This is a genomic window from Dysgonomonas mossii (assembly GCF_004569505.1).
Classification (GTDB): domain Bacteria; phylum Bacteroidota; class Bacteroidia; order Bacteroidales; family Dysgonomonadaceae; genus Dysgonomonas.
The window spans coordinates 1-12,884 of the sequence record NZ_SPPK01000013.1; the positions used below are offsets into that span (position 1 = coordinate 1).

Annotated in this window: 4 protein-coding genes; all 4 read left to right on the forward strand. The window is 35.0% G+C overall.

Annotated features, from left to right (window positions below; genetic code table 11):
• Positions 1–944 precede the first annotated feature (944 nt).
• The 4 genes from E4T88_RS17110 (at position 945) to proA (ending at position 12,803) form a co-directional block, all read left to right on the forward strand.
• Positions 945–3,263 carry an AAA family ATPase gene (locus E4T88_RS17110; RefSeq protein WP_135107521.1) on the forward strand — a complete coding sequence of 773 codons (2,319 nt, stop codon included), beginning with the start codon at positions 945–947 and terminating at the stop codon, positions 3,261–3,263.
• The gene (locus tag E4T88_RS17115) at positions 3,260–4,471 is read left to right on the forward strand and encodes an exonuclease SbcCD subunit D (protein ID WP_135107523.1); all 1,212 of its coding nucleotides are present in this window, start codon (positions 3,260–3,262) and stop codon (positions 4,469–4,471) included. The genes E4T88_RS17110 and E4T88_RS17115 overlap by 4 nt, the downstream gene beginning before the upstream one ends.
• Positions 4,468–7,551 (forward strand): AAA family ATPase, encoded by a 3,084-nt coding sequence (locus E4T88_RS17120; RefSeq protein WP_135107525.1) that lies wholly within the window; start codon positions 4,468–4,470, stop codon positions 7,549–7,551. Before E4T88_RS17115 ends, E4T88_RS17120 begins: the two co-directional genes overlap by 4 nt.
• A gap of 71 nt (positions 7,552–7,622) precedes the next feature.
• Positions 7,623–12,803, forward strand: coding sequence for an anti-phage protein ProA (proA, locus tag E4T88_RS17125; RefSeq protein WP_228094005.1), 5,181 nt, complete (start codon positions 7,623–7,625; stop codon positions 12,801–12,803).
• The last annotated feature ends 81 nt before the right edge of the window (positions 12,804–12,884 follow it).

Genomic DNA, 12,884 nt, shown 5'->3' on the forward strand with positions numbered 1-12,884 from the left:
GCATATCGTGCGTGAAGGAGATCGCAAGGTTACTGTAGAGATAATAACTAATATCGACTATTGGAACTTTATGCCAAAAAGAGATTACTAAGTATTTCGTCTTAAAGTATTGTTAATAGCTACAAAATTATAAAAAGAAACGTCGAAAACTCTATCGCATCCTATACCGACATCATAAAGCCAGTCAGCCCCATTGGTTTATTCCCGCCTGATATATAACGCTTTAATATCAAACTTTAGATGTCGAGTAACAAACGAGTAACAAAAAACAGTAAAAGTTTGTCTAAACAATATCTAATACAAAGATAATCCTTTTTTAGTATACATACCAAGTTCAATGGATATTATTGCTAAGTTCCTAATTAAAGACTCAAATACATTAAATAATAAAAGATGAGATTCTCATTAAAATGATCAATTATTTGAATCGGATATTGTACATCTATCTTAATATACTTTTATCTCGTATATAAGGGCGCATAAAAAATAAATGTTTGTATTGGTACAATACCAACATTTATATAAAATAGAATGCAGAATATTTTATGATTAATAAATGCAGAATTTGCAGTAATATACCAAGCTTTGCATTTAGTAATTTTCCATTCTTATCTCTAATTCTCTTTTATATAAACAAATACACTTCTGATGAATACCAGTTGCTTCTGAAACTATGGAAGCCGTAGCCAAATGGTTTTTCCAATAATAAAATACTTTTTTTTAATTGAGAATGACGCTTCTCATTACCTAAATCGAATAAATAATATTAATTCATAAGATTATTTAGAAAAGAGCATAATTGTTGGATAAGGCTTTCAAGTAAATCCTATACTATCACAATTAAATTGAGATCACTCTTTTATCCCAATAATATAGAAATATTTTAGATGGTTGAGATTGTTTTTTAGTTAAATTTGAGATTCATTTATAACAGTAAATAATATATGGCTAAGAAAACACAAATATCAATAAATATTGATTGTAAAAATCTAGCACCAATAAGCAATTTAAGCCAAAAGATCACAAGGTTTCAGAGAATGAAACTTGGCATTTATGCTAATAATGGTAGCGGAAAAACTTTTATTAGCCGAATGTTTGCACTGGCGGAGAATATAGACGCTCTCCCTCAAAGCTGTGATAAATACATATCTTTAGAAAAAGAAGAATGTGAATTCAATTTTAAAGTTAATAATCTAGAAACAGACGAAAATGGGCATAATACTGAAACTGTTGTTGACAATCTTAATATTAAATTATATAAAGGAAGGCCTCCTATAGTATCAGATTCCAGATATAAATATCATGTTTTTAATAGTGATTATATAGATAAAAATGTGCGTCAAATTAGCTATTCTAAAGATGGGAACAATATTATTGGATTTATTTTAGGAGAAGGAAATATAGATATTGAAGCAGAAAAAGATCAATTGAAATTATTAGTAGAAAAACAAAAAGCAACAGAAGACATAATCAGAAATTCCGTAGAAACGACATTAGAAAATAAAATTAACTTAATAAAGGACATAAAGCGTCTCCAAGAATATAAAGACTTATTAAAATTCGAATCGATAATAAGTAAAGACTCATCCCCATTTATATTTGATGTCAGCTACGAGACTGCTTACCAACAGTATGATTCGATCAAGAATTTCCCTGATGACATATTAGATATTGAATCTATAAAATCAATTGAAATACCTATAGATTTAATTCAAGAGATACAAGATTACTTAGTTCAAAATTTTGAATTAAGTAATCTTGCTATAGAGTTCAAAGAGATTGTTAAATCTAAGTATAATTTTATAACTCAAGGTTTAGATTTATTAGCAGATGATAATTTATGCCCATTTTGTGAACAATTTCTAGCAGAAGATGCTCTCTCCTTAATTGATAAGTATAATAAGTTCCTAAAAGATACCGAGTCTAAAACAATACAAAGGTTAGAAGATTATATTAAACAACTAGATTTACTAGTTTTAAAAGTTAATAGCTTACAAGATATCACTAACAAGAGAAAAATTGTGTTTGACAACTATACTTCAATGTATATTTTTTCAATGAAAGATATATCTCTAAATATTTTAGAAGATAATGATATTGAAAGAGCTATTAATTGTATTGATACTCTAAAAAAACATATAGCACAGAAAATAAAAAATATTGGGAAAACGGTAGATTTTCAAAAAAATGATTTAGAGCAAATATTAATAGGATTTAATAACATTATTGCGAGCAACAATGAGAAAATAATAAGATTGAATACGAGAAAAAATGATATTCACGAAGAAAATAAAAATATTCGAAGAGTAATTTGCAAACTTGTATACAATGAGTTGTTGATAATTAATCACTCTAATAAGGAAATATTACATTCTTTAGCAAAACAAATAAAAAGTAAGGACGAAGAAATTAAAATGAAATTAGCAACAGTACAAATAGAAAGAAGAAGTATAGTTGCTAAGACAATACAACAAGTCCTCCAATACTTTTTTGCTGATAAATATAAATTTGATGAATCTACATTCTCCTTTTATCTAAAAGATAAATCATTGAAATCGGATCAGTTATCTAGTGTTTTTAGTGATGGGGAAAAGAGCCTAGTCGCATTTGCTTATTATTTAGGAGATGTACATCTAAAGATTCAAAAGTCTAGTGATTATAAAAAACTATTCTTTATCATAGATGACCCTATTTCAAGTCTTGATTTTAATTATGTATATACAATGGCTAGTATTCTAAAGGACTTTTCTATCCTTTATCCAAATATAGAAAAGAATAAAGAAAGGCTTCTAGTGCTAACTCATAATATTGAATTTATGAGAATATTAGCAGTTAATGAAATCATAGTTAAAAAATTATTCTTAAGAAATGGAACTTTAGAAGAATTTAATACAAACTATACAATCCCATATATTGAACATTTATGTGATATATATGAAATATCTATTGGGAAAAAATCACCATCGCATACAACAGGTAATTCTATACGACATATTATTGAGACAATAATTAGATTCGAAAACTGTAGTATAACAGACAGTAAGAATGATACCATATATGATTTCATGAAGGATAAACTTAATGAAGATATTGCAACTTATACCTTTATGCAAGATCTTTCTCATGGAGCTTATAGACCAGAACAACCTACATTGACAGAGGAACAATATGGAAAAGTTTGTATCGCTTTGATAGAGCTTATCAAAAAAAGGTATGAAGGGCAAATAAAATTTATTGAGAAATATGAAAGGGCAATAATATGATCATGCTCCACACCGCCGATTGGCACATAGGACAATACTTTTTCGGTTATGACCGTAAAGAAGAACATACATATTTCTTTGACTGGCTAAAAAAGACGATCAAAGAACAGCAAGTGGATATACTACTTGTTGCCGGAGATATATTTGACAGTCCGAACCCATCTGCCGAATCGCAAAAAATATACTATCGTTTTCTTAGAGAAGTAACAACAGAGAATCCCAACCTACAAATAGTTATCATTGCAGGTAATCATGATTCTTCCGGGCGATTAGAAGCCCCGAATCCTCTTCTGGAAGAGATGAATGTATATATAAGAGGAATCGTTAGCAAAAATGAAGATGGAGAAATTGATTGCCGACAGCTATTTGTACCTCTATCTAAAGATGGAGAAGTGCAGGCTTGGTGCATTGCAGTACCCTATCTTCGTCAAGGAGATTATCCCAATGCTGAGAGTTATGCAAAAGGAGTTTCTGCTCTTTATGATAAACTACATTCGGAGTTGCAACAAATAAAAGAAACCGATTTGCCAGTTATTGTAATGGGGCACTTACAGGCAACGGGCTCTGAAATTTCCGAGAATGATCGTTCCGAACGAACTATTATCGGAGGTTTGGAATGTATCTCTCCTGAAGTATTTGATAAAAAAGATATTGTTTATACGGCTTTAGGTCATTTACATAAACCACAAAGAGTATCCAAACGTGAGAATGTGCGTTATGCGGGCAGTCCTTTACCGATGTCTTTTGCGGAAAAAAATTACAAGCAAGGAGCAAATCTGATCGAAATAGAAAATGGTCAATTGAAAAATATAGAGCGTTTAGACTTTGAACCATTAGTGGGTTTAATTAGCTTACCTAAACAGCCAAAACCGTTAGCTGAAATTCTAGAAGAAATAAAATCATTACCTGACGGTGAAATAACAAAAGCATCTCCTTATTTGGAATTGAAAGTTTTATTGACTGAGCCGGAGCCATCCATGCGCAATCAAATAGAAGAAGCATTACAAGGTAAAGCTGTTCGGTTGGCAATTGCTGTTCCTTTTAAAGTTAAATCGGATAGAAAATCAAAAGTGATTACCTATGAAGAATTAAAGACAATCAATCCGATGGAAATGGCAGAAGATGTTTTTACAAGTCGTTATGGTAACGAGATGCCCGATAAGATGAAATCTCTTTTACAAACAGTGATACACGAAATCAATTTATGAAGATATTAGCAATCAGAGGGAGAAATCTGGCATCACTGGAAGGTGAATTCGATATTGATTTTACTGTCGAACCTCTAAAATCGTCAGGGATATTTGCTATCACAGGGCAAACAGGCGCCGGTAAATCGACTATATTAGATGCCCTTTGTCTTGCTCTTTTCGATAATGCTCCGAGATTAAATAAAGCAGAATCTTCTGTCAATGTGTATGATGTAGAAGACAAGACGATCACCCAAAAAGATAGTCGTAATATTCTAAGAAGGGGGACGAGTGAGGGTTATGCCGAAGTTGACTTTATTGCCCTGAATGGAGATAAATATCGTTCCCGATGGATGGTAAGACGAGCTAGAGGGAAAGCTGATGGAGCTTTACAAGCAACGTCTATCAAATTGAATAATCTTACTAAAAATAATGAGGAACAAGGAACCAAAAGTAATTTACTCAATCGGATTGTAGAACTAATTGGGCTAACTTTTGATCAATTTACACGCGCCGTTTTGCTGGCTCAGGGAGATTTTGCAAATTTCCTTAAAGCTAAGTCGAGCGAGAAAGCTGAATTGTTGGAAAAACTGACAGGAACAGAAATATATTCTAAAATATCAGTTTCCATCTACCAAAAAACAACTGGAGCGAGAACTGCTCTTGATCTGATTCTCCAACGGATGAACGATATCAAACTTTTAACCGATGAAGAGTTGGGAGTACTCATCAGTGAGAAAAAGACAAAGAACGAAGAATTAAAACCATTCAAAATTCAAACTAATCAGATAGAGAGAAAACTATCATGGATTAAAGAAGATCAACAGATAAAATATGAACTCGATCTGGCTGAGAAAGAACTTGAAATTATTCAGACAGCGATAAGAGAAGCTTCTTCACGCTACGAGTACATGGATATGATAGATAAATCCTTAGAGATACGGGATCCTTATATTGAATTTATCAACAAGAATAATGGGCAGAAAAATATATTAGCTGAAATAGAAAATAATGAGTCTAGCCTTAAAAGCATATCCGAACAATTAGAAAAGATTTCTAAATCTCTCTCTGAAACTAAAAAAACACAGCAAGAGTCAGAGATAAAATATAATAGTCTAAAGCCCGATATGAATTTAGCTAAAGAGCTCGATCTGAAAATTCAAGTCTTAATAGAGAAGCAGGCTGAGTCAAAAAAGGAATTGGAAACATACAGGAAGCAGTTGTTAAATTCTGATCAAACTATAGCTAATTTAAAAGATTCTAAAGAGAAAACGACTAAAGATAAGGATCAACTGGAAAAATGGTTCTCGGATAATGAAGCTTACAAAACTATTGTATCAAAAATTGACCTGATAGAAAACCTTATTAATACAGCCTATTCTGCACAACAACAAAAAAGAAATGCATCTAACAGTTTGAATACAAACATATCCATGTTGGCAACATCTCAGGAGCAACTGAAAACGTTGGACGCAGAAGCCGAACGATTGAACAATCTTCTACCCACAGAGATAATTAATCTTAGACATAAATTGGTAGATGGCGAGGCTTGTCCTGTTTGTGGGAGTTCTCATCATCCGTTTAAAGATAATGTTGAGCAATCTCAGAAAATAAATGAAGAGGAATTAGAAACTAATAAGCAGAGAGTTCAGAATAATATCGACAAATTAAAAAGACAGATTGAGCAAACCCAAAAAGGTATAACAGAATTCGAAACTTACATCAAGAATTTTGCGGAACAATATACCAACTCATACAATAATCTAAAAGATAATTTGAATCTACTCCCCGACTGGGAAATAAAGTTTAACTCAGCAGTTTTAAGTAAAGAACTCTCTTCGTTTACCTCCCAATGGAATGAAAACAAAGAAAGATTAGATAGCTCTGTCTTATTGCTAGAGAACGTTTCAGCCAGAATTATTACCGATGAGAAAGCAAAAAACCTTATTCTCGAAAACATATCCAATAAGGAGAGATCGCACCGGACAGAAGAAGAGGCATATCAGAAGAATATAGAACAACGTAAGCAACTTCTGGATGGTAAGTCAGTAGTAGAAGTTGAGAAATATTATACTAATCTAAGAGAATCCCAATCTAAACTATTTGAAGACTTAAATACCGAGAAAGAAAAAGTTGATGCACAAAAATCCTCTCTGACTGGTAAAATAGAACAACAGAAGAAAGACTCCGAAGCTAATGAAAAAGAAATAGATCGTCTTAAAATACAAATAGACGAATGGTTAAAAGACGAGAAGCATCAGATAAATGCTAAAATACTGAAAGATTTGATTTCAAAATCACGGGAATGGATCAATCAAGAAAAGCTGTATCTTACAGAAATACAAAATAAACGGCTGACGACAGAGGCGACATTAGCCGAGCGAAAGAAAAGAGGTTTGAAACATCAGGAATCAGAGGACAAACCTTTAGATGAAGAAACAAAAGACAGCTTATCTGAAAATATAAATATAATCTCTGGACTAACTGAAAATATAAATAAACGACTATCCGAAATAGAGGTTACTTTATTGAGCCACGAAAGAGGGAAAGAGCAATTCAAGACTTTCGAAAAAGAATTGAAGGAAAAATCAGAGCTTTATGAAAATTGGGCAAAGCTCAATGATCTCTTGGGTTCTGCCAATGGCAATAAATTCAAGACTATCGCTCAAGGCTATACACTGGATGTGTTACTAAGCTATGCAAATAAACATCTTGAGGATTTAACTCAACGTTATAGCCTGGAAAAAATCCCTGATACATTAGCTCTGCAAGTTGTAGATAACGATATGTTGGGAGAGGTTCGCTCAGTACATTCATTATCGGGTGGAGAATCGTTCCTGATATCTTTGGCTTTGGCGCTTGGTCTGTCTTCTCTTTCATCAAACAGGATGAAAATAGAATCTCTCTTTATTGACGAAGGCTTTGGTGCATTGGATATTGATACCCTTAGTATTGCTATGGATGCATTAGATAACCTACAGACTCAGGGACGGAAGATTGGAGTTATCTCCCATGTGGAAGAAATGAAAGAACGCATAACAACTCAGATTCAGGTGATAAAGTCTGCAAATGGGAGAAGTAGTGTGAGAATTGTAGGATAGATTATTATCTTTAAACCTTATTAAAATAAGAAAGGTATTTCAAACTAATTATAACAAAGAGTTCTCTAGCTATGGAAAACGAACGGAGTAAACTTAATATTGAATTTTCATATCTGCCTGTTGTAAATTTTGCTATGCAACAGAATCGGGTATCTGTTATACGAGATTTTTCGATAGAGAACCTGACAGAAGAAATACTAAAGGAATTGAAGATAGAGTTGACGGCAGATCCCGAATTCGCAACAGCTGTTCCTATATCCATAGAAGTAATCAATGCAAAAGAAAAGATCAGAGTCGAAGTACCTAAGTTAAATCTTTCGGCCAATTACTTTGCCCAGCTTACAGAGCGCATATCCGGCGATATATCTCTAAAAATATATTCAAAAGATGAACTCCTGTTTGAAGAAAAATATCCTATCAATGTTTTGGCTTACGATCAGTGGGGAGGCATTGCTGTTTTACCGGAAATGTTATCTGCATTTGTTACGCCCAATCATCCGGCAACACTGCCTATAATAAAACGGGCTGCAACTATCTTGGAACAATGGACAGGTAGTCCGTCATTAGACGAATATCAAAGTCGCAATCCCGATAGAGTACAAAAACAAATGGCTGCCATATATACAGCCATTGCCGAACAGGAAATTATATACAGCACCGTTCCTGCTAGTTTTGAAGACTACGGACAACGAATCCGCCTTGTAGATTCAGTAATGACTCAAAAGCTGGGCACTTGTCTTGACATGGCTTTGCTATATGCTTCATGCTTAGAAGCAATCGGGATATACCCGCTTATTATTGTGGTCAACGGACATGCATTTGCCGGAGGCTGGCTTGTTCCTGAAACATCTCCCGACAGTGTTGTTGAGGATGTATCTCTAATTAATAAGAGAATAGCTGACGGCATTAATGACATCACACTCGTGGAAACCACTTGCATGAATATGGGGCAAAATGTGGATTTCGATCAGGCTGTAAAAATTGCAAACAAACGTATTTCACAACCCGATTTCATATTGGCTATAGATGTAAAGAGAACTCGTTTTTCGGGAATCAAACCAATCCCGCAGCGAATATTGAATGGGCAGCATTGGGAAATAAAAGAAGGAGAGACTGTTTCTATTTCGGACAGGTCACAAGCAACACCCCAGACTATAAACCCCTATGATTTGTCAGGAATAAGTTCCGAGGTTATTGTTACCAAACAGTTACTGTGGGAGCGAAAATTACTGGATTTAAGTCTGCGAAATAATCTTCTGAATATAAGGATTACAAAAAATACGTTACAGCTCATTTCTGCTAATCTTGACTTGTTTGAAGATGCTTTAGCTGATGGCGACGAATTCAGAATAATGCATAAACCGACTGATTGGGACAATCCATTATTTGATTATGGGCTTTACAAATCAGTTTCAGAAGCCGATCCTATAACTGATCTGATAAAATCGGAATTGACACAAAAACGGCTTCGCTCTTATCTGACCGAAAACGAACTGGACAAAGCCCTTACATACCTATATCGTTCGTCACGTACAGCTATGGAGGAGAACGGGGCTAATACACTGTATATAGCTTTAGGCTTGTTGAAATGGTACGAAACAAAATCGAGCGAGCGTCCACGCTATGCTCCAATATTACTTATCCCTGTCGAAATAATACGCAAATCGGCCGCCAAAGGCTATGTAATCCGTTCCAGAGAAGAAGAAACAATGATGAACATTACATTATTGGAAATGCTTCGTCAGAATTTCAACATCACTATTTCAGGATTAGATCCTCTACCCGTGGATGATAGTGGAGTGAATGTTAAACTCATTTATTCAATTATTCGGAATAGTATAAAGAATCAGCCAAAATGGGATGTGGAAGAGCAAGCCATTTTAGGCCTATTCTCTTTCAGTAAGTTTATTATGTGGAACGATATTCACAATAATTCTCATAAGCTTATTGAGAATAATGTTGTTTCCAGTCTCATGAACGGTAGGATAGAATGGAACGTTGAGGAATGTGAAGTTGATGCCAAAACACTGGACAACACGATTCCTCCCAACGAGATAGTTTTGCCTATCAGTGCCGACTCTTCACAGCTAGAGGCTATTTGGGAAGCATCCGAAGGACGAAATTTCATCTTGCATGGCCCTCCCGGAACAGGTAAGTCGCAAACAATTACGAATCTCATAGCTAATGCTTTGTATAGAGGTAAACGAGTTTTGTTTGTTGCTGAAAAGATGGCAGCATTGTCGGTAGTTCAACGCCGTCTCGAAGCCATCGGCTTAGCTCCCTTTTGCTTGGAACTGCATTCTAACAAGACAAAAAAGGGAATGATTCTTTCACAGTTGAAAGAAACAACTGAGATAGTAAAGACTACGCCTCCTGAGAACTTTAAGCAAGAAGCTGAACGTATTTTTGCCCTGCGTACCGAAATGAATACTTATATCGAGGCTTTGCACAAGGTATATCCATTCGGCATTTCGCTTTACGACGCTATTGTAAAATATCAACAGATAGATGCTGACCCTCTATTTTATATACCGGAAGTCCTTCTGTCTGAGCTGGATAAAAACAGACTTCATCAATGGGACGAAACGTTAGAACTGCTAATATCCACAGCCAATGCTTGTGGGCATCCATATAAACACCCTTTAACCGGCATCACTATTGGGCAATATTCATCTGCGATTAAAGATGATGCGTCTAACAGCATTCAAGGTCTAATCAGTCTTATATCTGATATTCGAAAGCAGCTCAGTCAGTTACCCGATCTGTTTGCCGAATTTGAAGTTTACAAGGATAAGAAGAATACCAAAACTGTAACAGATATAATTGATAAATTATTAAATATACCTGAACTTACTGCTGCACTGCTTATATCTCCTCAACTAAGCGAAATATTAGATGAATACAAGGATGTATGTGAACATGGAAAAAACAGAGATCGTTTAAAACAAAGCTTACTTTCCGGATTCTCGGAAGGAGTATTGTCTCTTGATGCTAAAAGAATGTTGTTCGACTGGAATCAGACCTTAAACAAATGGTTTATCCCTCGATTTCTCGGACAACGATCTATAAAGAAACAACTTATAGGATATGCAACCTATCAATTGAACAATGATCAAATATCATCAACTTTAGAGGATATAATAAAGTTTCAATCGGAACAAACCTATTTGAAAAAGTATGAGGACGATATGCCTCTGTACTTCAAAAAGTATGGACGTAATGGTAGCGAAGATTGGAAGACTATAGAACAGATCATTACAGACACTTCAGCCATTAACTCATTAATACTGGAACACGCAAAGGACATATCCAAAGCCACAAATATAAAGCGTGTATTATCGCTACAGCTATCAGATGGTATCAGTACTTTCAGAGGAATGCATGGTGGCGCTTTGATAACAATAAACAATCTTATTCCAAAACTGGATCAACAAGAAAAACTGTTATATAGCGTACTGGGCACAAGAGAAGATATTCTGTATAAGCAATCCGACAACTGGATAGATTCTGTTTTGGAACAGCTTAATATTTGGTTGGAGAATTTGGATAAACTCAAAGACTGGTATCAATGGTTGCTTGTCTACAATAAAATGCAAGCTTTACAAATAGATTTTGTAGCCGATCAATACAAAGATGCTAACATTGAAACAGCCAATCTTTTAAGTATATTCTATAAAAGCTTTTACAAGGCTGCAATTGAATATATTATCTCCAAAGAACCGAATCTGCAACTGTTTAAAGGAAAGATTTTCAATGATACAATAGAAAAATATAAAAGACTGGTTGCCGACTTTGAACAATTGACAAGAAAAGAGTTGATCGCTAAATTAGCCGCCAATCTTCCATCTTTCATTAGAGAAGCAACTCAAAACTCGGAAGTCGGTATTCTGCAACGAAATATACGAAACAATGCCCGAGGTATTTCTATTCGTAGATTATTCGATCTTATTCCAAGCCTGCTTCCAAGAATGTGTCCGTGTATGCTGATGAGCCCTATATCTGTTGCTCAATATATAGATGTGGATGCAGACAAATTTGATCTCATCGTTTTTGACGAAGCTTCTCAAATGCCGACCTACGAGGCGGTGGGAGCTATCGCACGCGGGAAAAATGTAGTGATAGTTGGTGACCCGAAACAAATGCCTCCGACTAATTTCTTTTCTGTAAACTCCACAGACGAAGACAATATAGAAATGGAAGATCTGGAAAGTATTCTGGACGATTGCCTAGCCCTTTCCATGCCTTCCAAATATTTGCTCTGGCATTATCGGAGCAAGCATGAAAGCTTGATCGCATTTAGTAATTCGGAATATTATGACAATAAACTATTGACGTTCCCTTCACCTGATAATATTGAATCCAAGGTCAGGTTTGTTCCTATCGATGGGCACTATGATAAAGGCAAGTCGCGACAAAATAAAGCAGAAGCACAAGCTATAGTGGATGAAATAGTAAGACGGTTGAAAGATGAGAAACTAAGAAAGAGGAGCATTGGAGTGGTAACATTCAGTTCAGTCCAGCAATCTCTTATAGAGGATTTACTGTCCGATGTTTTCATGCTCAATTCTCAGCTGGAGAGTCTGGCATTAGAATGTGAAGAGCCTATATTTATCAAGAATCTGGAAAATGTACAGGGAGACGAAAGAGATATCATTCTGTTTTCGGTAGGATATGGCCCGGATAAGGAAGGTCGGGTAAGTATGAATTTCGGTCCTCTAAATAGAGAAGGGGGGGAACGTAGACTAAATGTGGCCGTATCAAGAGCTAGATATGAAATGATTATCTATTCTACTTTACGTTCCGATCAAATTGACCTTAATCGGACAGGGGCAGTCGGTGTTGCGGGACTTAAACGCTTTCTGGAATATGCCGAAAAAGGGGGGCAAATAGTAAATAGAACGCAAAATACAATGTCTGAATTTTCTATAAATAATCTGATAGCAAGCCAACTCGAAAGATTAGGGTACAAAGTCGATACAAATATCGGTTGTTCGGGCTATAAAATAGATATTGGCATTGTAGATAAGGATAATCCGTTCAGATATAGACTTGGTATTATATGTGACGGGGAAAATTACAGGCGGGCTAAAATGGTTCGGGATAGGGAAATCGTACAGAATAGTGTACTGAGAATGCTTGGTTGGAAAATACTTAAGATATGGACTTTAGACTGGTGGGAGAATCCCAATGCAGTTTTGGCAACTATTGGAAAATCCAGTTCAGATTGCCCCCTTTTGCCAAGTCTAAATTGACCCCTGAAAAAACTTTATTATTACCCCTAAAATATCCTGGTCGACGGGGTCATTTTTATTTTAGCTTTACTTGTTTTTGTT

Bases quoted from the DNA above. Each gene is read 5' to 3' on its own strand.
- proA (WP_228094005.1), top strand. From the start codon at position 7,623: ATGGAAAACGAACGGAGTAAACTTAATATTGAATTTTCATATCTGCCT.
- E4T88_RS17110 (WP_135107521.1), top strand. From the start codon at position 945: ATGGCTAAGAAAACACAAATATCAATAAATATTGATTGTAAAAATCTA.
- E4T88_RS17115 (WP_135107523.1), top strand. From the start codon at position 3,260: ATGATCATGCTCCACACCGCCGATTGGCACATAGGACAATACTTTTTC.
- E4T88_RS17120 (WP_135107525.1), top strand. From the start codon at position 4,468: ATGAAGATATTAGCAATCAGAGGGAGAAATCTGGCATCACTGGAAGGT.